A 21,678-nucleotide genomic window follows, 5' to 3' on the forward strand; every position below is an offset into this window, starting at 1 on the left:
CTCGGCGACCGACGTGATCGTCTGGAACAACGTATTGCTCTCGGTGGTCACCGAGCGCGCATCAATCACCGCATGCGGGGCGATCCGCTGCGGCGACGGGTGGGCCGGGGTGGTCATCGAGACATACTTTTGGCCGAACACCGTGGTCGCCACGATCTTGGCGTCCACATTGGCCGGCACCAGCTTCAGATATCGCGGATAAATGTCCAACACGAACTTCGCCGCCGGCTTGCCATCGGCCTGCACTTCCGAAATGCTGGCCACCCGGCCGATCTGCACGCCGTTATAGGTGACCTTCGCTCCGGGATCCATCACCAAACCCGCCCGCGACGACAACATCGTCACCGGCGTCTTCTCCGTGAAATCCCCCCGAAACTGCAAATACACCAACCACAACACCAAGGCGGCGATCAACAGGACCGCGATACCGACCAACTTGTAAGGGCGCGTCGGCGGCTTGTTGACCTTCAATCGCGGAGTCGTCATGGCAGCTACACCGTGAAAGCGAAGTTCGGGTTGACGCCGTAGAGCGCCATTTCGGCCAACAGGACAATGACATTCACCGAGACAAGCGAGAAGCGCATGGACCGCCCGACGGCCTCGCCGACCCCGACCGGTCCGCCGCTGGCGTTGTACCCGTAGTAGCAATGGGTGAGCATCACAACCCCCGCCATGATGATGACCTCGCCGAAGGACCAGAACACGTCATTGGGGCGCAAGAACGTCCGGAAGTAGTGCTCGTAAGTGCCGGTGGCCTGTCCGTACAGCACCGTGGTGACGACCGCCGGGGACAGGAAGGACATGATCAGCCCCAACGAGTACAGCGGGATGATGACCACCAGCCCGGCCAGCGCCCGGGTGGAGACCAGGTATGCCACCGAATCGATCCCCATGACCTCCAGCGCGTCGATCTCCTCGCTGATCCGCATGGCGCCCAATTCAGCGGTGGCGCCGGCGCCGACCGTGGCCGCAAGCACAACGCCGGAGACGACGGGGGCGACAAGACGCACGTTGATGAGTGCGGCGACGAACCCGAGGAGTGCCTGGATACCGATCTGGCTCAGCGACGCGAAACCCTGGAGGGCGACCAGCGAGCCGGCGGATAGCGTCACGAAGGAGATGATCACCGCGGTGCCGCCGACGACGGCCATGGCGCCGGTGCCCATGCCGACTTGGGCGATCAGACGCAAGATTTCCTTGCGGTAACGGGTCAGCGCCCATCCCATGCCGCGACCGCCGATTACCGCGAACCAGCCCAGCTTTCCGGCTTCGTCGAGTGATCCAGTCGTCAAGTTACCGACGCGGCTGAGGTTGGCGGCCAACCGCGGGAAGCGGGCGCGAACTACTCCGGTCGTCGTCATTTCACTGCGCTCGTTCCGAATTTGACACCGATGGTGGTCAGCACCACGTTGACCGCGTACAGGGCGACCACGGCCATGACGACGGTCTCGTTGACGGCGGTGCCCAAGCCCTTGGCGCCGCCGCGCACGGTCAGGCCTCGGTAGCAGCCGATCAGGCCCGCGATCATGCCGAAGGTCGCCGCTTTGACCGTCGAGATGATCACTTCGGGCAGCCCGGTGATCAGGGTCAGCGTGGCGAGGTAGGCACCGCCGGACACATTCTGGAGGTAGACGCCGAAGAGGAAGCCTCCGACCAGTCCGACCATGCTCACCAGGCCGTTGAGCAACATCGCGACGGTCGCACAAGCCAGAACGCGGGGCACCACCAATCGGTGGATCGGGTCGATGCCGAGCACCTCCATCGCATCGATCTCTTCGCGGATGGTGCGAGCACCCAGGTCGGCGCAGATTGCCGTGGCCGCCGCGCCCGCGACCACCAGCACGGTCACGATCGGGCCGATCTGGGTGACCACGGCAACGCCCGCGCCCGCCCCCGAGATATCGGCGGCGCCGACCTGCAGCAGCAGGATGTTGAACGTGAAGATGAAGAGCACCGTCACCGGCACCGAGACGGCCATGGTCGGCAGCAGCGCGACGCGCATGATGAACCAGCACTGCAAGACGAACTCGCGCCACTGGAATGGCCACCGGAATGTCGCCCTGCCGGTCAGCACGCACATTCGGAAAAAACCGCCGACGAGCGTCAGGAAGGGGGCCACGCGGTCGCGGGCATAGTCGGTCAGCCGTGGCCCTGTGGCCGTCGTCGTCACCGCTGTCCCCTCCCGCAACCACCGCGCGCCTCCCAGCACCGCGGCGAATCGTGTCGCACGCCCTGTCCTTGCCCGGACCCTTCGTATGTGACCATCGGCTCCCTACTCGCAAGTAGTAACGGAGACCACAGGAATGTACCCGATGGCCGAGCACGTGTGAACCGACAACTGCACAATTAACCCTCCGTCAATAACGGGCAAACGTTTCGGTTTTCGTCAGCCCTCCTCTCCGGCCGTTGAACCACTTGACGCAGAACGGCTTTCAGACGCCTCCGCACCGCCGTAGCGCAGGCGTAGCTCAGTCTTGAGCACCTTCCCGGCGGGGTTGCGGGGCAGCGCGTCGACGATCTCGAGCGCCTTCGGGTGCTTGTAGCGGGCGAGCCGCTCGGTCAGGAAGCCGTCCAGGTCGCCGAGCCGAAGCTGGTCGTCGGTGACGGCCGCGACCGCGATCGGCACCTCGCCCCACTTCTCGTGAGCGCGGCCGATGACGGCGACCTCGACGATGTCGGGATGGCTGGCGAGGACGTTTTCCACCTCCGCGCAGTAGATGTTCTCGCCGCCGGAGATGATCATGTCCTTCTTGCGATCCACCACCCAGACGTAACCCTCGTCGTCCATCCGCACGAGGTCCCCGGAGTGGAACCAGCCGCCCGCGAACGCCTCCTCGGTGGCCGCGGGGTTGTTCCAGTAGCCGCTCATCAAGGTCGGTGCGCGGTAGACGATTTCGCCCACTTCGCCGACGGGCACGTCGTTCATGTTCTCGTCGACGACGCGGGCGGCGACGGTGGGGATCACCTTTCCGACCGATCCACGCTTACGGATCGCGTCGTCACCCAGCAGCATGCAGGTGACCGGCGACATCTCGGTCTGGCCGAATGCGGCCAATATCTGGGTGCCGGGGAACGTCGCCGACATCTCGCGCAGCAAGGCATCGGGGGCGGGAGCGGCTCCCCACGACATCACCCGCAGCCGCAGATCACGCGGTCGTGCCTGCTGTTCGTTGCATACCGCCTGCCACTGTGCGGGCACCAGAAAGATGCCGGTGACCTTCTCCGCCGCCAGCACGTCGAGCAGCTGGCCCGGGTCGAACGCGCCGAGCGGGTAGATCACGGTGGGGATGCCGAGCAACAGCGACGTCAGCATGTTGCCGATTCCGGCGATGTGGAAAAACGGGACACCGACGAAGCCGACGTCGTTGTTGATGTCGGCGCCGTTGGTATAGAGCCCGGTCATCGTCTGGCCGGTCAGGTTGGTATGGGTCAGCACGGCGCCCTTGGGGCGGCCGGTGGTGCCCGAGGTGTACATGATCAGGGCCGGCGAGTCGTTCGGGATGTCGACGGGTTCGTGCGGATCGCCGGTCTCGTCGATGAGGTCCTCGTAGCCGAATACCCCGTCGTCGGTCGAGGCGGCCGCCACGATGATCGTGCTCAGCATCGGCTGGATGTCGCGGACTCCGGTGGCCACCGGGGCGAGCACGGGTTCGGTGATCACGACGCGGGCTTCGCAGTCCTCGACCAGGAAGGCGATTTCGGCCGGGGTGAGCCGGAAGTTCAGCGGGACGGCGATGGCCCCGAGCATGTTGGCGGCCAGCACCGACTCGATGAATTCGGTGCGGTTGAGCATCAGGATCATGACCCGGTCGCCGAAGCCGACTCCCCGCCGGCTCAACCCGTCGGCCAGCGCCGAGACCCGGTCCTGTAGTCCACCCCACGTCACGGTGTTGCCCAGGAAGCGCAGCGCTGTCGCATTCGGCTGCATCATCGCGTGCCGCTCGAGCTGGTTCACCCAGTTCTGCCGCCGGGCGCGGTAAGGCTGCTCGGTGAGTGCAGACGTCGTGTGGCTGGCCAACTGTGCGGTCAACTACTACCTCCCCTTACACTCGCGCACCGCTTGCGCCAGGTTGATATTTGATAAAACATGGTGTTGTGTGGGTCACACTATGGCTTTAGTGCCCCAAAGACAACCCCCGCCGAGCCCCTGAAAGCCCTGGCAGCCCCCGTGAACGCACCGATTTCCACGAAGCCGCGGAGCCGGCGGCCACTGCGCAGGGCGCAGTTGTCCGACGAAGTCGCGGGTCGCCTGCGCGCGGCGATCATGTCCGGGACATTGCGTCCGGGGACTTTCATACGCCTCGACGAGACCGCGGCCGAACTCGGGGTCAGCATCACCCCCGTCCGCGAGGCGCTGCTGAAACTGCGCGGCGAAGGCATGGTGCAACTGGAGCCGCATCGCGGTCACTTCGTGTTGCCGCTGACCCGCCAGGACATTCAGGACATCTTCTGGCTGCAGGCCACGATCGCCAGGGAGCTCGCCGCCGCGGCCACCGACCACATCACCGACGGCGAGATCGACGAGCTCGACCGCATCAACCATGCGCTGGAGGCGGCCGTCGGCTCCGGCGACGCCGAGGCCATCGCTGGCATCGAGTTCGCGTTTCACCGTGTCTTCAATCAGGCCAGCGGTCGGATCAAATTGGCCTGGTTCCTGCTGAACGCCGCGCGCTACATGCCGGTGCTGGTGTACGCCGGCGACCCGGAATGGGGTGTGGCCGCGGTCGACAACCACCGCAAGTTGATCGCGGCCCTGCGCAAACGCGACGCCGCCGCCGTCATCGAGCACACCGTGTGGCAATTCACCGACGGGGCGCAGCGGCTGACCGAGATGCTGAAGCGATCGGGGATCTTCGACTGAGTCCGCGGGCTTATTAGTTCGCGGAGAGCTGCTCGGCGCGCTGCTTGAGGTTGTCGGCGAGGTGGTCGAGCACGGTGTTGAGCATGGACTTCACCATGGGCGCGGGCACGGGCATCGAGGGTTCGACATCGATATCCACCGTCAACAGGCTCGACGCACCCATCTCGACGACGCTGAACAGTTGTTCCTGCTTGGCGAACAGGTCGCCCTGCTGCATGACGGTCTGGATCTGGTTCTCGCCGGGGTAGTACACGGCCTGGATATAGGTGCCCGCAACACCCTGGACCTCGGTGTCGAGCCGCAGCTGGCTGGGCCGCCCGTCGTCGTAGCGGGCGAGCACCCACAGGCCCTTGATCTCGTCGTTCCACTGCGGGTATGCCTCGAAATCCGCGACGATGGCCATGATCGAGGCGGCGTCGGCACCGACCTCGACGGTCTTGCTCAGGACTGGCATTGGCGAAGCATAGCCAAGCCGCGAAACGCCCAGTGCTGGGCGCCATCTCGGCGGCTTCTATTTATTGCTTCTATTTATTGCGGCTCGGCCGGTGCCACGCAGGCCGTCGACAGCAGTGCGCGGATGGCGTCGGGAATCGGGACCGGCTTGCGGCTCGTCCGGTCGACGTAGACGTGCACCCAGTGCCCCAGCGCGGTGATCGGTTGGGCGCGGCCGTCGTCGGGTCCGCTTTCCGACCCGAACAGCCCGAGCCGGTAGGTGACGCTGCTGCGGCCCAGCCGGGTCACCGCGAGGCCGACCACCAGGTTTTGCGGGAAATGCAGTTCGGAGAAGTAGCGGCAACCCGACTCGGCGACGATGCCCAGCTCGGGCATCGCGGTCGGGTCGAGCCCGGTGCTGGTGTTGATCCAGGCGTTGATCGCGGTGTCGAACAGCTGGTAGTACACCGCGTTGTTCAGGTGGCCGAACATGTCGTTGTCGGCCCACCGGGTTCCCACCGGCCACTGGACGGGGAAGTCGCGGCTGGTCAACCCGTCCGGTGCAGGCGGAACCGTGGGAGCCGATGTCATGCGTCTTGACTACCAGTAGCGCATGGCTTGCCGAAACAAGTCCGCCAGAACCGGCTTGCTCATCTCGCGCGGAGCGTTCTGCAGCAGGCGCTGCTGGGGGTGGGCGCCTTCGGTGAGGGCCACCACGTCGTCGTCGGTGTAGCCCACCCCGCCGAGGCCGTTGGGCATGCCCACCGCGCGCATGATGCGGATGAGTTCGTTGGCCAGCACCTCGCCGGCGTCCTGCGCGCCGGCGCCGCGCGTGTCGGCGCCGAGCAGCCGTGCGCCCTCCAGGTGCCGCTCCGGGCCAACCTCCGCGGTGAAGCGGAACGACGACGGTGCGTTGAGGATGACGGCCATGCCGTGCGGCACGAGCGGCTCGTCGGCCGGGTAGCCCGAGGGCCGGAAGTCACGCACCAGCCCCGCAACCGCATAGGCCATGCCGTGCGGTGCGTGCACGCCCGCGTTGCCGAACGCGATGCCCGCAAGCGTTGCGGCCCACATCATCTGCTCGCGGGCCTCGCTGTCGGACGCGTCGCTCACGGCGCGCTCCAGAAACTGCCCCAAGAGGCGCAACGCCTCACGGCAGCCCAGGTCGCTCCACGGGTTGGCGCCCTGGCTCATGGGCCGCAGGGTGGGCCGTTCGGGCGCGCGCCGCCGGACGTAGGGCCGCGCCGTGTAGGACTCCAGCGCGTGCGACAGCACATCGAGCCCGGCCGAGGCGACGACCTCGGGCGGCAGGCTCGCGGTGGAGTCGGGGTCGACGAGCGCTTCCGTGGGACGCAGCGCGTGCGCGGCGATGCCGGTCTTCGCCTTCAGCGACAGGAGATCGAAGATCGTGATGCCCGTTACCTCGCTGCCGGTGCCGGCGGTCGTGGGGCACGCGATATGCGGCTTGAGCGGACCGGGCACCGGTTTGCCCTCGCCGATCGGCTTGTTGACATACGTCAGGAAGTCGGCGGGATGGGTGGCGTACAGGTTGGCGGCCTTGCACGTGTCAATGACGGAGCCGCCGCCCAGCGACACGTAGCCGTCGGGGTTCGACTCCCGGGCGAAACGCGCGGCGTCGACGAAAGACGCGTCGGTGGGCTCGACATGGGCGTCGGTGTAGGTGAGCACGTCCAGTCCGGCCGCGACGAGCGACTCGTGCGCCGTCGCGAAGATGGGCAGTTCGGCCACGCCGGCGTCGGAGAACAACGCCACCCGACGCAACCCGAGAGCGCGTGCCCGGTCGCCCAATTCAGCCAGACAACCACGCCCGAAAGTCACCCGCGACGCGTCGACGGTGAAGGCTGCGTCGCAGCCCTCGGCGACGATCGAGAAATCGCAGCAGGCCATCGCTGCCATCCTAGGGGCGTTCAGATTTCCCAGGCCCGTCGCAGCGCTTCACCTTGCAACGCGAACAGCCGCTCGGACACGGACCAGTCGGGCAGCAGCGAGTCGAATCCGTGGCAGGTGCGCGCGAACACGTGCAGCTCGGTGGAGACGCCCGCGCGCAGCAGTCGCAGCGCATAGTCCACCGCCTCGTCGCGGAAGGGATCGATCTCCGCGCAGGTGATCAATGCCGGTGGCAGGCCGTCGAATCGGTCTCGGCGGGCGGGCACGGCATTCTGCGAGGCGGTCTGCGGGCCCAGGTAGTGGCGCCACATCAGCTCCGCCGCCTCACCGTCGAAAGCCGGGCTGGTGCGAAACTGCGCCTTTGACTCGGTGGCCCGATCGTCCAGCACCGGCTGGTGCAGCAACTGGAACACGACCCGCGGTTCGCCCGCGGCGCCGTGCGCGAGGCAGGCGGCCAGGGCGGCACCGGCGCTGCTCCCGGCGACGGCCAGGCGGGCCGCATCGATGCCGAGTTCGGCGGCGCCGGCCGCCACCCAGCGCAGCACGGCGATCGCGTCGTCGAGGGCGGCCGGATAACGATGCTCGGGGGCGAGCCGGTAGTCGACCGACACCACCGTGCATCGGCCGCGCCGCGCGAGCTCCACGCACTGGCGGTGATCGGTGTCCAGGTTTCCCAGCGCGAAGCCCCCGGCGTGGCAGTACACCACCGCCGGGCCCGGCGGCTCCGCGCCGCGATAGATCCGCACCGGCACTCCGCGGGCCTCGGTCACCACGGTGTCGTCGGCTATCTGGACACCTTGCGCCGCAACGCATTCCGCCGCGATTTGGCGCCGCTCGTTGAACGGTCCGCGCATGAGCTCGATGGCGGCCGGCGTGAAGTCCGTGCGCGTAGTGGCGACGGCGCGCAGCGCGGGATCGAGCCGCTCGACGCCGTCGGTCATCGGGTGTCCAGCGCCGTCACCGCGTTCTCTCCGTCTGTGGCGGAGCGGGCCTCGGCCCGGAAGCTGAAGTCGGCGGGCCGGAACCGGCGTGTCATTCCCCAGAAGCTACGCGCGCTTCGCGGCCACTGTGTGACCACCCGGCCGTTCGGGGCGCGGAAGTAGTTGCTGCACTGGGTGGTCCAGACGGTGCCGACCATCCAGCGATCGATCTTGGCGACGAACTCCGCGAGCGCCGCCGGCCGCACCGCGATGTAGGTCTTGCGTTTGCGCCGCATGTATTTCAACGCGCGCACGATGTAGCGCGCCTGGGCTTCGAGCATGAAGATCACGCTGTTGGAGCCGACGTTGGTGTTGGGCCCGTAGAGCATGAAGAAGTTGGGAAACCCGGGGACGGCCATGCCGAAGTACGCGTGCGCCCCGTCGCTCCAGGTCTCGCGCAGCGTCGTTCCGTGTTCTCCGGACACGTCGAGCTCCCCCAGGTAGTCGGCCGCGGCGTAGCCGGTGGCGCACACCACGACGTCGACGTCGCGCTCGCTGCCGTCTTCGGTGACCAGCGAGCGGGCCCGTAGATAGCGGGCCGGGCTATTCACCACCTCCACGTTGGGCAGCGTCAATGCGGGCAGGTAGTCCGACGAGAACACCAGTCGCTTGCAGCCCATCGGGTGGTCGGGGGTCAGCTTGCGGCGCAATTCCTCGTCGGCGACGGTCTTTTCGAGCATGCCCAGGGCAAGCGCGGTGAACTCCTGGGTCTTTTCGCTGCCATGCTCGATCACCGAGATGTTGGATTCGCTGCGCAGCCACAGCCGGGTCCGGTACAGCTTCTTGGCGAACGGCACGTGGGCCAGAATCCAGCGCTCCCGGCGCGTGTAGTGCCGGTCCGGCTTGGGCAATATCCAGGTTGGTGATCGTTGCACCGAATACACCCGGTCGGCGACCTTGGCCAATTCCGGGACCAGTTGCGAGGCCGTCGAACCCGTTCCCAGCACGGCGACCCGCGCGCCCTCGAGGGCGACCGAGTGATCCCATCGCGACGAGTGCATCACCGTTCCGGTGAACGGCTCCTGTTCGACGAGATCCGGAAGCAGCGGCCGGGTGAACAATCCGACGGCCGAAACCACGAGGTTGAAATGGTGTCGCGCCCCGTCCGCGGCCGTCAGGCACCAGCGCTGCGTATCGTGATCCCAGCTGGCGGAACGGATTTCGGTGCGCAGTTTCAGGTGCGGGCGGAGACCATATTCGTCGGCGCAGCGCTCGAAGTAGGCCAGGATCTCGGGCTGCGGTGACCAGAGCCTCGACCAGTGCGGGTTCAGGTCGAACGAGTAGGAATAGAGGTGTGACTTGACGTCGCATGCCAGGCCCGGATAGGTGTTGATGCGCCATGTTCCGCCCACGTCGTCTTCGCGGTCGAAGATGGTGAAGTCGTGAAACCCCGCCCGCTTCAACAGGATTCCCAGCGCCAAGCCGCCGGGTCCGGCACCGATGATGCCGATCTTCATCGAATCTGCAGGCATTGCCCACCGTCGACGACCAACTCGGAACCCGTGATGAACGATGCCGCCTCGGAGACCAGGAACGCGACGGCGTCGGCGATTTCGCGGGGCTGCCCGAGCCGTCCGAACATCGCGGTCTCGGCGAGCCGTGACTGCGTGTCCGCGTCGAGCATTTCGGTGGCGATCGGGCCCGGGAACACCGCGTTGACGCGAATGCCCGACGGCGCGAGTTCGGCGGCGGCGGTCTGGGTCAGGCCCCGCAGCGCCCACTTGGACGAGCCGTACGCGCTGTGGTGCGGGAACGGGCGCATCGCCCCGGTGCTACAGATGTTGACGATCGCCGCGTGTTCGGCCTCCCGTAGCAGATCCAGTGTGGCGCTCATGCCGAGGAAAGCCCCCAAACAGTTCACCCGCCACGCCTTTTCGAAATCCTCGGCCGTCTCGTCGGCCAACGCTGCCCGGTGCAACACTCCGGCGTTGTTGACCAGCACGCTCAGCGACCCGAACGTCTCGACGACGCGCTCGGCGGCCGCGTTCCACTGCGCCTGGGACGTCACGTCGAGCTGGATGGCGATCACGTCGTCGTCGCCCAGCTCGTCGACCGCCGCGGCCAATTCGCCGGCCCGCACGTCGCAGGCCGCCACCGAATAGCCGTCCGCGCGTAGCCGTTTGGCGATGGCCCACCCCTGCCCGCCGGCGGCGCCGGTCACCAGCGCGACACGCTGATTCATGGTCACGGAACCTCGGGACTGTCGGACAGGCCGTGGCTGGTCACGAACTGGCACCGCCGCCGCCGGAAACACCACCGCCCGTGGAGGCGGACCATTTCGTCGTCGTACAGCGCGGGCCGCAGGTGCAGGTCGCCGGCGCGGACGAACAGCACCTGGGATCGGGCAGTCGCGGTGTCGCCACGGACGTCGACACGCGAGACCCCGGTCAGGTGCAGGCCGCGCGGCGCATCCCGGAACATCTTCGCTATCTCGTCGGGCCCGGCGAAAGACCGCCCGTAGACGACAAATTCGGCATCGGCGCTGAACAGCCTTAGGCATCCCTCGATGTCGCCGGCGTCGAGAGCCAGCGCGTAGCCGGCGATCATTTCGCGAATCGCGACTTGGTCGTCGGTCACTGTCCGGTCGCCTCACGTAGATGTTCCGCCGCGCCTCGCCGCAGCGCCTGCGATTCGGCCGCCAGGGTGATCATCCGAAATCCCAGCTGCGCCATGGCGTGACCGGTCTTGCCCCCTCCGGCGTGGATCCCGGTGAGCAGCCCGGCGTCGGTCGCCACACGATGGATTCGTTCGATCGCGTCCCGCACCTTCGGATGGCCGGTGGCCCCCAAGACGTCGACACCCATCGAGATGGCCAGATCGGCGGGCCCGACGTAGATTCCGGCCAGGCCGTCGACGGCACAGATCTGATCCAGGACCGACAGCGCTCCGGCGGTTTCGATCATCGCGAATACGCTTACGCGGGATTCGTGCTCGGCCGGGTCGAGGCCGAGGCTGGCGCGCAGCGGGCCGAAGCTGCGCACACCCGCCGGCGGGTAGCGGGAGGCGGCCACCGCCGCGGCCGCCTCGTCGGCCGACTCGATCATCGCGATGACGACGGCGTCGGCCCCGGCGTCCAGCACCCGCCCGATCGGCGCGGCGTCGGCATTGGGCAGTCGCACCACGGTAGCGATGGGGAGGTGTTCGATGCGCCTCAGGATGCCGGCGATGACGGCGTCGTCGAGGTATCCGTGCTGGGCGTCGAAACCCAGGTAGTCGTAACCGGCGCGGGCGAATTCCTCGGGCCCGATCAGCGTCGGGCCGGTGATCCAGCCGCCCCACAGCGGGGTCGGGTGGTCGCCGCCGAAGACGCTCATTGCGCGATCGCGATCTTGATGCGCTCGGGCACCGGCCGGCAGGCCAGCTCGAAAGCTGCCTGGACGTCTTGCACATCTTGGACGCCGAAGGTGTGGGTGAGATACGAGCCCAACAACCCGGGATGGTCCGCGGCGAACTTGCCGGCGAGCTCCAGCATTCGCCGCCGGTCAAGCGTCACACCGGATTTCAGCGTCAAGTTGTTGCGCAGCATGAGTCGCATGCTAATCGGGTAGGCCTCGTCGTCGGCGACGCCGAAGTAGAAGACGGTGCCGCCGGGGGCGGCGGCTTGGATGGCGTGCCCGAGTGTCGCGACCTGGTGACCGACGGCTTCGATGACGACGTCGGCCCGGTCCGCGGGCGCCAGCTGGCTCACCCAGCGGTCGCTGGTGGCACGCACCCGGTCGTCGACGCCGAATGCCGTTGCGGCGCTTTCGCGGTCGATGGGGTCGACGCCGGTGACACGCCGGGCGCCGGACGCCTTGGCGACATAGGAAAACAGCAGCCCGATCGAGCCCTGGCCGATGATCGCGACGTGACGGCCGGCCAGGTCGGGCAGTTGCTCGCAGGCATAGAGGACACACGCCAGTGGTTGCAGCCCGACGGCTTCGGCGGGGGTCAGCACCGGGTCGTAGGTCGCCAACCCGTTGCCGTCGGTGACGACGCGTTCCATCAGCCCGTCGAATCCGGATGCCCAGCCCACCACCAGATCGCCGGGGCGATGCTCGGGATGCCGGCTGGCGATCACCTCGCCGGCGACCTCATGGATCGGGAATCCGTCTTTCTCCGCCGCACTTGGCCCGTCGTCTCCGGGAAGCCGGCCCCGGGCGCCGCGGAACGCGGGCAGATCGCTACCGCAGACGCCCGCGGCCAGGAACCGAAGCAGCACCTGGCCGTCGCCCAGGTGCTCGGGTGTCTTGTCGGCGATCGACGTCCGCTCGAACACATAGGGCGCGACGATCCGATAGGACCACACGTCAGACCTCCACGGGGATCTTGTTCCATCCCCATTGGAAGCTGGACGGCAGCCGCGTCGCGGCCTCGCTCTGGATCGCGTAGTCCGGCACCCGCCGTAGCCATTCGGTCAGCAGCACATCGATTTCCAGCCGGGCCAGGTGGTAGCCGATGCAGAAGTGCTGACCGCGACCGAACGCCAGCGAACGGCGGATGGGTCGGTTCCAGACGAACTCGTCGGGCTCGTCGTACTCGCGCTCGTCGCGGTTGGCCGACGCCAGCAGCGTGATGACGCGCTGGCCGGGCCGGATCGTTTCGTCGTGAACGCTGAAGGGCTTCCGCGCGGTTCGGGCGAACCACTGCGCCGGCGCGCAGAACCGGATCATCTCCTCGCGGGCGACCGGCACGTTGGCGTTCGCGTCGGCGCGCACCGCGGCCAATTGGTCGGGCCGCCGGGACAGTTCCCACAGCCCGTGGGCGACGATCTTCGGCACGGTTTCGGTCCCGCCGATGAAGATGCACAACATTTGCGTCGCGGCTTCGACGTCGGACAGGGCGCTGCCGTCGGGCAATCGGTAGCCGAGCAGGCCGTCGACAACGGGCAACGCGTCACCGGACGGGTCGGCCCGGCGGCGCTGCACCACAGGCGTGAGGTACTCGAGGTAGTTGGGCCGCGCTTGTGCGGTGTCGACGCCCTCGCCGGGCTCGGCCAAACTGCCGGCGTTGACCGCTGCCAACACTTGCGGTGCGAGATCGTCTGGCAGGCCCAGCAATCCGCACACCATCGACGCCGCGACGATGCCGCCATACTCTTGCGTCAGGTCGAAGCAACCCCGTGGCAGCAGCTCATCGAGGCGCTCGTTGGCCAGCGTGCGGATTCGGGCTTCCAGCCCGGCGACCGACCGCGGACGCAACGGCTGGGAGTGCGCGCGCCGGATCTCGGCGTACAAATCGGTGTCGAAGACGGCGTGAAACGGTAGCGGGTGCAGCGGCGGATCATCGAGGGGCCCGTCGTTGTGCTGAGCCAGCACCGACGCCGGGGGCAATGTGCCTTCCGTCGCGACGAACGTTCCGTCGTTGACCTCGAGCACCCGCCAGATGTCCTCGAATCGGGACAGCGCGTAGGTGTCCCACTGCGGCATGTAGTACACGGGGTGCTCGTCGCGCAGAATCCGATAGTACGGCAAGGGGTTTGCCATCACCCGCGCGTCGAATGGGTCGTAGGTGAAGTCCACTTGTGCGCCCGTCACTGCAGCGGCGAGGGCGGAAGGGCCTGCAGAATCGAATCTTCCCAGCCGTCGCGCAGCGCGGGCGCGACGCTCATCCAGGTGACGATCTCGGCGGGTGGGCTGTCTTTCCAGGACGGATAGTGGTTGGCGAAGCATTCCCAGCCACCGTCGAGTGCCCAGTAGTGGATGACCTCGTTGTAGCGGAACGTCGTGGTGAACGAACCCAGCCAACGCTTGCCCGTGCGCTCCGACCAGGGCACGTAGAGCCGCTCCAGCTCGCGGATGTAGTCGTCCTGTCGCCCCGGCTTGGTCTGCATGATCTCCTGAATCACCAGCGGCGCAGTGAAATTGGACTCTCGCAGCTGCGCCAGCGTTTTGTTGCTCGGTCCGGGGTACATGATTCGCCCCTCCCCCGAGGCGCCGATGTCGGACAGAAACGACGACCATTTTCCGGCCGCCGCCTCGTGGCTGCCGCCGCGTGCCTGCGCCGCTCCGATCCTGGCGTAGTCGGCGAAGGCGTCGATCTCCCAGATGACCGTCACTTGCGGCCAGTGGCCGTTGTAGGGGGTGGATTCCCAGATCGCGAACAGCCGGGCACCGAGTTCGGCCATCATCGGCTGGTAGACCTCGGAGAAGACTTCGGTGAAGCGATCGCTGCGACCGGAGCCCAGCGAGATCGTCTCGTGCAGATAGAGCAGGGTGTGGCCGTAGTACTTCTTCATGGGCGAGTCATGGGCTAATCGGCGCGCTAGTCGATCCGGATCAACTCTGAGTCGGCCCGCGAACACGTAGCGGTGTCACACAGCAGCGGCTCGGTGCCATCGACCGACTCGCACGAAACCCCCGCGGCAGCAAGCGCGTAGCCCTTGAACGTCCGCGCCGCCGCGCTCAGTACGTGCTGCGCCCTCGTCGTCGCGCGATTCACTCCCAGGGGCCACCCATCGCCCCACAACGCGACTTCGGTCAAACCGTTGTCCAGGGACTTGAGCACCGCGTCGCGTACCCGCTCGTCTGCGGTGAATGCCTCGGCGCTGACGGCCAGGCTGTGGCCCGGCGAAGCGAGCTGCGCGTCCAGTTCCGCTGTCCGCACGCCGAGGATCCGAAGCGACCGGGAGTCGCGGCCCTTCGGTAGCAGCACGGTCACCTGCCATCCGGCCATCACCCGGTCGTAGAGCCAACCACCGGCCGATTGCACGACGTCGGCCGCGGTGGCCGCGACGACATCCAGCCGGTATCGCAGGCACTCACCGTCGGCCCGGGTTGCCCGCCCGGCACCGAGCCGGCTGCTCTCGCTGATGTAGGGAGTGACCATCAATCCGTTCCTCACCGCCGCACCGAAACGGTGCATCGGCGTTACCGCAACGCTCGTCCTGGGCTGTCGGCCGCCACGCGGCTCACCGGACAGCGTGACACTTCAGCGCAACTTTGTAAAGGTGCGACCGGCGGTCACACGCCGCGGCGGGCCTTGAGCTCGGCCAGAATTTCGTCTGTGTGCTGACCGAGTTCCGGTGCGACAGAACGCGGTGACCATGGCGTGCCATGGAAATCGGCCGGCGTCGCCACCATCGGCACGGTGGATTCTTTGTCCGGCACGTCGACGATGCCGCCGGCGGCGTGGAACTGCTCGTCGGCGACGACATCCTCGATGCTGTTGACCGGCGACCAGAAGAAATCGGGTTCTCCCGCGAAGTCCTCCGCCCATTCGTCAAGCGGTTTGGTCGCGAAGATTTCGTCCAACTCGGCAATGAGCGCCGCCCCGTTGACGGCGCGGGCGCGGGCATCGCGGAATCGGGGATCGTCGAGCCACTCGGGGCGGCCGACGGCACGACACAGCGGTGGCCAATGCCGGTCGCCCTCGAGGCCGACGATCCAGAACCGGCGGCCATCGCCGGCGGTGTAGTTGTTCATGCACGGGTTGCCCATGGTTTCGCGTTGCCCGATGGCGATCGGCTGGCCGGTCAGCAGATAGGTGTTGATGTCGAAGCTGACGGTGTACGCGCCCTGGCGGTACAGCGAGGTGCTCACCAGCTGGCCGGTCCCGGTGCGTTCGCGGGCGAGCAGCGCAGCGCAAATGGCCGCGGCCAGCGTCATGCCAGCCGAGTGGTCACCCATGCCGCCGCGCTGAAACGGCGGGGTGTCCCCGGGCCGGGTGAGCAGGTGCGCTACGCCGGCGCGCGACCAAAACGCAGCGACGTCGTAGGCGGCGCGGTCGGCATCGGGCCCGTCTTCGCCGTACCCGGTGATCAGGCCGTAGACCAGGCGGGGGTGGCGCGCCGACACCGACTCGAAGTCGAGGCCCAGCTTTCGCAATGCGCCGGGGCGCACGTTGGTGACGAAAACGTCTGCGTCCGAGAGCAATTCGAGCGCGATGTCGTGACCCTCTTCGGTGGTGAGGTCCAGGACGATGCTGCGTTTGGAGCGGTTGTCCATTTCGAACGGCGGGTTGACCCCGAGGTCGCAGCCCAGCATCCGGCCGAACAGGCGCCCGGGGTCGCCGCGCGGGGGCTCGATCTTGATGACGTCGGCGCCCCAGTCGGCCAGGATGCCGCCAGCGGCCGGCCCGGCCACCCAGACCCCGAGTTCGACGACTTTGATGCCCGCTACCGGTCCCGTCATGGCTACGTTCCTACTCCGTGCTGCCGTAGGGTGGCCAACCCGCCGTCACTGACGGATAGGTCAGGCGTGTCCCGGCGTGTCGGGCAGTGCCTCACGCCACTGGCGCCACAGAGCCCGGTCGGTCATTAAGTCGAGCAGGCTGCCGAATCCGCTCGGATAGACAAGCGACACCAACCATTCCCGCGAATCGCCTTGGCTCACACGGAAACCGCCGCGATAGAACTGACGCAGCCATTTGATGGTCAGTTGGTCTCGGCGAAAGTCGAAGACCACCACGGGCTCACCCGACGACAGCTTCGCCTTGTAGTCGGTGAGGCCCAGCTCCTCGTCGATCCATTTCGAGTACTCCGTGGCGACGCAGCGCACATTCGTGTCGGTCAGCTGCAGCTCGACGTTGACCCACCAGGAATTGCCCCGGTTCTTCAGCAGGTAGGCCTTGGTATGCGGCGGCGCACTTGCCATCTCGTCCTACTCCGTCGTCGCTTGGGTCTCGTCCGGGCGTCAGCGTAGCGCGTGTTTGAGCCGCTGAGTCGGCCTTGGGGGACAATCGCAACCATGACTCTCGTAGCCGGACGTGGTCCGTTAAGCAGTGATCCGGCCGGGCGGTTCTCGCCCGCGCTGCCCTCGGAGGTCGTCTTCGTCGAGCCGCACCCGCGGCGGGTCCAGGCCTTCCGGGACGGGCGCGCGGTGATCGACACCGAGCGGGCGCTGCTGGTGCACCGCCGGGGTCGTGCGCTCAGCTACGCGTTTCCGGTCGACGAGGTCGGCGACCTGCCCACCGAACCCGAGCCGGAGGCGCCGGGCTTCGTCCACGTGCCCTGGGACGCCGTCGACACCTGGCTGGAAGAGGGCCGCGAGCTCGTTCACTATCCGCCGAATCCCTACCATCGGGTCGACTGCCGCCCGACGCGGCGCCGCCTTCGCGTCTCGGTCGGCGACACCGTCTTAGTGGACACCGAGGACACGGTGATCCTGTTCGAGACCGCCCTCGAACCGCGTCTGTACGTCGATCCCTCGCACGTACGCACCGATCTGCTGCGGCGCTCGGAGACGTCGAGCTATTGCAACTACAAGGGATTCGCGACGTATTGGTCCGTCGTCTCGGGCGACCAGGTCGTCGAGGACGTCGCCTGGAGCTACGCGGACCCGCCTCCGGAAAGCCTTCCCATCAAAGGGTTCCTGAGTTTCGACGCCGCCCGAGCCGACGTCGTCGCCGAGCTCCCGCTTAGCCCGGGTAGCTAGGCCGTCCCAGCTTGAGCTCGTGCTGGGCGATCATGTTGCGGAAGACCTCGAGGGTGCCGCCGTAGATCCCGAGGGGCAGCGCCAGCCGGTAGAGGTGTTCCGCCGCGCCCTCGCCTAGGGAACCGTGGGCATCGGCGGGCAACGCCGACGCGGCGCCCTCGATGTCCATCAGATCGGCGGAGATGTCGCGCATCGTCTGGGCGACCGCGACGCGCCCGAACATGCCAGGCGTGGACAGCGCCGCCTCCACCCGCGCGACGCTGCGCCCCAGCCGGTACTTCACCGACTCGTCGGCCGCCGGCCCGACGATGCCCGCGACGGTGTCGACCACTTCGGCCATCACGTCGCCGTGGGCTCCCATCGCCGCAACGTATTGGAGGCCATGGTCTTCGCGATCGATGAGGCCGTGCTCGGAATCCAGGGCCGCGCGCATCACCGTCCAGCCGCCGTTGACCTCACCGATCCGGTAGAGATCGTCGACGCGTACGTCGCTGTAGTAGACGATGTTGGTGCGGTCGCCGTCCAGGGTGCGGATGCCCTGAATCTCGATGCCCGGCGAGTCGAGCGGCACGAGGAACATGGTCAGGTTCTTGTGTTTCGGCCCTTGCGGGTCGGTGTTGGTGAGCAGAAAGACGTACTTGGCGTTCTGCGCGTTCGACGTAAACATCTTGGAGCCGTTGATAATCCACGCATCACCGTCGCGCACCGCGCGGGTTTTGCAGGTGGCGACGTCGGAGCCGCCCTCGGGTTCGGTGTAGCCCAGGCAGAGCCGAATCTCGCCGGACAGCACACCGGGCACTACTTTGCCGGCGAGCGCCGGCGCACCGAATTGCTGCACCAGCCGCGCGACGACGGACGTGGTGCCCCAGTGATACCAGGGCGTGTGCGCCCGGGCGATCTCCAGTTGAAAGATGCGCCGGCGAACCGCATTGAATCCGCCCTCGGACTCGAGCTTCCAATCCGACGCCAGATAGCCGGCCTCGCCCAGCGCCAAATGCACTTCCTCGTCGAAGTTTTCGCCAAGCTCCCGCTGGCGGCAGAGCACCTCGTCGGTGACGTGCTTGGCGATAAACGCCCGGGTCTCATCGCAGAAGGCCTGGTCCTCTGGGGACAGTTGGACGCGGGAGAAGTCCATCAGGCCGCGTCGATCACGAGGGTGCGGAATCGGTCGAGGGTCTCGAGCGCGTGGGTGATGCTGTCCCCGGGCAGGTGGACGCCGACCCACGTGACTCCCACGGCCGCAAGCTTTTCCAGGCCGCCGAGGTACGCGTCGGCGTTGAAGTCGTCGGTCGCGGGGCTGCCGCCCTCAAAGTTGCTGAAGGTGATGTCGATGGCCGACCAGTCCCTGCCCGCCGCATCGCAGCGGCGGCGCAGGTCGTCGATGCCCTCGGTGAGGCGCTCGACGGAATCGATGACCGCGGTGCCCGCGGTCTGGGCCAGCTGCGGCGGGGCCGGAAACGGGCACCAGCCGTCTCCATATTGGGCGACGCGCTGGCGGGCGGTCGTGGTGTTGCCGCCTATCCAGATCGGCGGGGGGCGCACCGGCCGGGGGTGCGCGGTGATGCCCTTGGCGCTGAAATGCTTGCCCTCGAACGAGATATCGTCTTCGGTCCAGATGGCCCGGATCACCTGCAGCGCCTCATCAAACAACTCGGCCCGCTCGTCGTAGCTGACACCGAGTGCGGCGAATTCCCGCTTCAGATAACCCACACCGACCGCGAGCGTGAAGCGACCACCGGAGAGCAAATCCAGCGTCGCGCCGGACTTGGCCACCACGAACGGGTTTCGATAGGGCAACACCACGATGTTCGGGATCAGCCGCAGCGTGCTCGTCGTGGCCGCCGCGAAGCCCAGGGCGACAAAGGGATCCAGCGCGTCATGCCCGCCGGCTTCCAGCCACCGCTGCGACGGTGCGGGGTGGTCGGTGAACCCGAAGCCGTGAATGCCCGCCGCCTCGGTGGCCTCCGCCACTTTCCCGATTCCCTCGCCGCTCAAGAACTCCGGATTGTACGGATGGCTGTGCATCGGGTGCGTGATGGTGAAGCGCATGGCAGTCAGAATCGCGCGCGGGAATCGATCGCCGTGTCGCTGGTGCGCAGCGGCCGGATCAGCGCCTCCTGAGCGAAGGAGCACAACAGCTCTCCGGCCTCGGCGTGCACGGTGCCGCGCACGTACGACATGCCCGCGCCGACCTGCGTGCTCTCGTGCGTGTAAAGCAGCCACCCGTCCCAGCGCACCGGCTCGTGGAACGCCACGGAGATGCTCATCGGTGCGGTGGACACGGTCAGGTGCGCCTGGCTGGTACCGATGCCCGGGTGCGCGCGCATGGTGGTGGAGATGCCCAGATGTCCGGTGAAGTACGCGACGAGGGCCTTGGCCAGATCGTCGCGGTCCGGGATCGGGTCGTAGTGCAGCCATGCGTACAGCTCGGGCGGCCCGACCTCGTCGGGGCTGTTGACGTCGACGACGTCGACGAGGCGCAATTCGCGCCCGCCCATCGGCATCTCGGCATGGTTGGCGTCGGCCGGCGCGGAAACGTCGGGCCGCGGCAGGTGGTGGCGGATGACGTCGGCAGTGGGGACGTCGGCCAACACCGTGATGCTCAGGCAGCGTCGCCCGTTCTGGTGCACGGCGACAACCGCGGTAGCCGTGGACCGGCCCTCGGCCACGACGTCGAGGACGAATTCGACCGGCGGGCCGACGGCGATCGCGCGGGAGAACACCGCATGCGCCGAGCGCACCGACTTGTCCGGGAATCGTTTGGCCACCGCGACAATGGCCTGCGCGAGCACCTGGGTGCCCTCCACCACCTGCCGTTCGTCGCCGCCGGCGATGCCGGTGTCGCCGGTGAACCGGTCCTGCCCGTCGGCCCGCACGTCGAACAGATCCAGCAGGCCCTGCACCGTCCACTCGGTCTGCTCGGATTCCTCGGAAGCCTTCGTCAAATCCGCTCCACCTCTCGCGCTAGCAGCTCACGGCTCAGCGTGACACTTTGAGTAGGATTTGTAAAGCTTGGCTAACAAGACCGCGGCGCCTTCTGCCGCGAGCGCCCGGCGGGGTGGGCGCTGGGCGGCCGACGCCCGGCCGGCCGGGCACTCGGCACACCGTTGACGTACCCAACCACTCGACCCGCCAATGAAACACGCAGGGAGGCAACGTAATTGGGCATCGCCGCCACCGCGTCAGAAATCGCATTCAGCCAGTCCGCCGAGGCCGTGTACGACCTCGGCGGGAGCTCGCGGGACCGGAAAATTGACACCGACGCCCGCGGTGCGTGACACTTTTGCGGTGTTTTGTAAAGGCATTGGCGGATGATCCCCGAGCCGCTGGCCAACGGCTTCTGCTTCGGCGAAGGCCCGCGCTGGTTTGAGGGCCTGTTGTGGTTCTCCGACATGCTGGGCGAGGCCGTCCACACGTCGACCATGGGCGGCTCGCTGACCACGTTGCCGTTGCCGGGGCGCTCCCCGTCCGGGCTGGGATTCCGGCCCGACGGGTCGCTGCTGATCGCCTCGGCCGAGGACCGGCAGGTGCTGCGCTACGACGGCGAGACCGTCGCCACCATCGCCGATCTCACCGAGCTGGCCCCGGCCAACCTCGGTGACATGGTCATCGACGACGCCGGACGCGCCTACATCGGGTCACAGGCGTTCTCCGGTGGGGTCATCATCCGGCTCGATCCCGACGACAGCGCCACTGTCGTCGCCGAGGATCTCGACTTTCCCAATGGGATGGTCATCACGCCGGACGGACAGACGTTGATCGTCGCCGAATCGATCGGCCGGCGCCTGTCCGCGTTCACGATCGGCGACGACGGCGACCCGGGCGCGCTGCGCGACCGTCGGATTTTCGCCGACGGCCTGGACGGCCCGCCGGACGGCATCGCGCTCGACGCCGAAGGCGCGGTATGGACGTCGATGACACTGGCGCACCAGTTCGAGCGGGTCGGCGAAGGCGGCGTCGTGACCGAGCGCATCGACATGGGCGAGCGCGTCGCCATCGCCTGCGCGCTGGGCGGTCCCGAACGCCGCACGCTGTTCCTGCTGTCGAGCACCGACGCGTATCCGCAGCGCCTCGTCGGCACCCGGCTCTCCCGGCTGGACGCCGTGACGGTGGCAACGCCCGGCGCCGGCCTGCCCTGACCCGC

Annotated in this window: 24 protein-coding genes; 3 read left to right on the forward strand and 21 right to left on the reverse strand. The window is 67.4% G+C overall.

Going from position 1 to position 21,678, the window contains the following annotated elements:
• The 4 genes from A5744_RS11915 to fadD5 all read right to left on the reverse strand — a co-directional run.
• Positions 1-486, reverse strand: a 486-nt coding sequence (locus tag A5744_RS11915; protein WP_139331319.1) for an MlaD family protein, incomplete at its 3' end; no start/stop codon positions are given.
• A 5-nt stretch (positions 487-491) separates the two neighbouring features.
• Complete coding sequence (locus A5744_RS11920) at positions 492-1,361, reverse strand: ABC transporter permease (RefSeq protein WP_076061207.1); 870 nt, start codon at positions 1,359-1,361, stop codon at positions 492-494.
• Positions 1,358-2,170, reverse strand: a complete 813-nt coding sequence (locus tag A5744_RS11925) for an ABC transporter permease (protein WP_076061387.1) — start codon at positions 2,168-2,170, stop codon at positions 1,358-1,360. Before A5744_RS11925 ends, A5744_RS11920 begins: the two co-directional genes overlap by 4 nt.
• Positions 2,171-2,386: 216 nt before the next feature.
• Positions 2,387-4,030, reverse strand: a complete 1,644-nt coding sequence (fadD5, locus tag A5744_RS11930; protein ID WP_076061208.1) for a fatty-acid--CoA ligase FadD5 — start codon at positions 4,028-4,030, stop codon at positions 2,387-2,389.
• A 138-nt stretch (positions 4,031-4,168) separates the two neighbouring features.
• Here fadD5 and A5744_RS11935 point away from each other — a divergent pair, with 138 nt between their 5' ends.
• The gene (locus tag A5744_RS11935) at positions 4,169-4,861 is read left to right on the forward strand and encodes a GntR family transcriptional regulator (RefSeq protein WP_076061210.1); all 693 of its coding nucleotides are present in this window, start codon (positions 4,169-4,171) and stop codon (positions 4,859-4,861) included.
• A gap of 13 nt (positions 4,862-4,874) precedes the next feature.
• Here the strand turns inward: A5744_RS11935 and A5744_RS11940 are convergent, their stop codons facing one another.
• The 14 genes from A5744_RS11940 to A5744_RS12005 all read right to left on the reverse strand — a co-directional run bounded on the left by A5744_RS11940 (position 4,875) and on the right by A5744_RS12005 (position 16,754).
• Entirely contained in the window at positions 4,875-5,315 is a 441-nt protein-coding gene (locus tag A5744_RS11940; protein WP_076061212.1) for an SRPBCC family protein, read from the reverse strand.
• Positions 5,316-5,389: 74 nt separating this feature from the next.
• Positions 5,390-5,884, reverse strand: a complete 495-nt coding sequence (locus tag A5744_RS11945; RefSeq protein ID WP_076061214.1) for a thioesterase family protein — start codon at positions 5,882-5,884, stop codon at positions 5,390-5,392.
• A 9-nt stretch (positions 5,885-5,893) separates the two neighbouring features.
• Positions 5,894-7,201 (reverse strand): hydroxyacid-oxoacid transhydrogenase, encoded by a 1,308-nt coding sequence (locus tag A5744_RS11950; RefSeq protein ID WP_076061215.1) that lies wholly within the window; start codon positions 7,199-7,201, stop codon positions 5,894-5,896.
• A 20-nt stretch (positions 7,202-7,221) separates the two neighbouring features.
• Positions 7,222-8,142 carry an alpha/beta hydrolase gene (locus tag A5744_RS11955; RefSeq protein WP_076061217.1) on the reverse strand — a complete coding sequence of 307 codons (921 nt, stop codon included), beginning with the start codon at positions 8,140-8,142 and terminating at the stop codon, positions 7,222-7,224.
• Positions 8,139-9,653, reverse strand: coding sequence for an NAD(P)/FAD-dependent oxidoreductase (locus tag A5744_RS11960; protein WP_076061219.1), 1,515 nt, complete (start codon positions 9,651-9,653; stop codon positions 8,139-8,141). The genes A5744_RS11955 and A5744_RS11960 overlap by 4 nt, the downstream gene beginning before the upstream one ends.
• Positions 9,635-10,363 carry an SDR family oxidoreductase gene (locus A5744_RS11965; RefSeq protein WP_076061221.1) on the reverse strand — a complete coding sequence of 243 codons (729 nt, stop codon included), beginning with the start codon at positions 10,361-10,363 and terminating at the stop codon, positions 9,635-9,637. The genes A5744_RS11960 and A5744_RS11965 overlap by 19 nt, the downstream gene beginning before the upstream one ends.
• Positions 10,364-10,365: 2 nt before the next feature.
• The gene (locus A5744_RS11970; protein WP_076061223.1) at positions 10,366-10,758 is read right to left on the reverse strand and encodes a nuclear transport factor 2 family protein; all 393 of its coding nucleotides are present in this window, start codon (positions 10,756-10,758) and stop codon (positions 10,366-10,368) included.
• Positions 10,755-11,495: an aldolase/citrate lyase family protein gene (locus A5744_RS11975; RefSeq protein ID WP_076061224.1), complete on the reverse strand. Its 741-nt coding sequence runs from the start codon at positions 11,493-11,495 to the stop codon at positions 10,755-10,757. Before A5744_RS11975 ends, A5744_RS11970 begins: the two co-directional genes overlap by 4 nt.
• Positions 11,492-12,469 carry a zinc-binding dehydrogenase gene (locus A5744_RS11980; protein ID WP_076061226.1) on the reverse strand — a complete coding sequence of 326 codons (978 nt, stop codon included), beginning with the start codon at positions 12,467-12,469 and terminating at the stop codon, positions 11,492-11,494. Before A5744_RS11980 ends, A5744_RS11975 begins: the two co-directional genes overlap by 4 nt.
• Position 12,470: 1 nt before the next feature.
• A complete protein-coding gene (locus A5744_RS11985; RefSeq protein WP_076061389.1) occupies positions 12,471-13,682 on the reverse strand; it encodes a cytochrome P450 in 1,212 nt (403 codons plus the stop codon).
• A gap of 11 nt (positions 13,683-13,693) precedes the next feature.
• A complete protein-coding gene (locus tag A5744_RS11990) occupies positions 13,694-14,398 on the reverse strand; it encodes an NIPSNAP family protein (protein WP_076061228.1) in 705 nt (234 codons plus the stop codon).
• 26 nt (positions 14,399-14,424) lie between these two features.
• Positions 14,425-14,988: a hypothetical protein gene (locus tag A5744_RS11995; protein ID WP_076061391.1), complete on the reverse strand. Its 564-nt coding sequence runs from the start codon at positions 14,986-14,988 to the stop codon at positions 14,425-14,427.
• A 134-nt stretch (positions 14,989-15,122) separates the two neighbouring features.
• Positions 15,123-16,292, reverse strand: coding sequence for a CoA transferase (locus tag A5744_RS12000; protein WP_076061230.1), 1,170 nt, complete (start codon positions 16,290-16,292; stop codon positions 15,123-15,125).
• Between the two features lie 60 nt (positions 16,293-16,352).
• Complete coding sequence (locus tag A5744_RS12005; protein WP_076061231.1) at positions 16,353-16,754, reverse strand: hypothetical protein; 402 nt, start codon at positions 16,752-16,754, stop codon at positions 16,353-16,355.
• A gap of 93 nt (positions 16,755-16,847) precedes the next feature.
• Between A5744_RS12005 and A5744_RS12010 the strand changes: the two genes are divergently transcribed.
• On the forward strand, positions 16,848-17,534 hold the full coding sequence (locus A5744_RS12010) for a DUF427 domain-containing protein (protein ID WP_076061233.1): 687 nt from the start codon (positions 16,848-16,850) through the stop codon (positions 17,532-17,534).
• Here A5744_RS12010 and A5744_RS12015 read toward each other — a convergent pair.
• The 3 genes from A5744_RS12015 to A5744_RS12025 are packed head-to-tail and all read right to left on the reverse strand — an operon-like array spanning position 17,518 to position 20,479.
• Complete coding sequence (locus A5744_RS12015) at positions 17,518-18,669, reverse strand: acyl-CoA dehydrogenase family protein (protein WP_076061235.1); 1,152 nt, start codon at positions 18,667-18,669, stop codon at positions 17,518-17,520. The two genes, A5744_RS12010 and A5744_RS12015, sit on opposite strands and share 17 nt — an antisense overlap.
• Positions 18,669-19,583, reverse strand: a complete 915-nt coding sequence (locus A5744_RS12020; protein ID WP_076061237.1) for an LLM class F420-dependent oxidoreductase — start codon at positions 19,581-19,583, stop codon at positions 18,669-18,671. The genes A5744_RS12015 and A5744_RS12020 overlap by 1 nt, the downstream gene beginning before the upstream one ends.
• Before the next feature lie 5 nt (positions 19,584-19,588).
• On the reverse strand, positions 19,589-20,479 hold the full coding sequence (locus A5744_RS12025) for an acyl-CoA thioesterase domain-containing protein (protein WP_076061239.1): 891 nt from the start codon (positions 20,477-20,479) through the stop codon (positions 19,589-19,591).
• 366 nt (positions 20,480-20,845) lie between these two features.
• Here A5744_RS12025 and A5744_RS12030 point away from each other — a divergent pair, with 366 nt between their 5' ends.
• Entirely contained in the window at positions 20,846-21,673 is an 828-nt protein-coding gene (locus A5744_RS12030; RefSeq protein WP_076061241.1) for an SMP-30/gluconolactonase/LRE family protein, read from the forward strand.
• Positions 21,674-21,678 lie beyond the last annotated feature (5 nt).

Source organism: Mycobacterium sp. IS-1264 (assembly GCF_001954195.1).
Taxonomy (GTDB): domain Bacteria; phylum Actinomycetota; class Actinomycetes; order Mycobacteriales; family Mycobacteriaceae; genus Mycobacterium.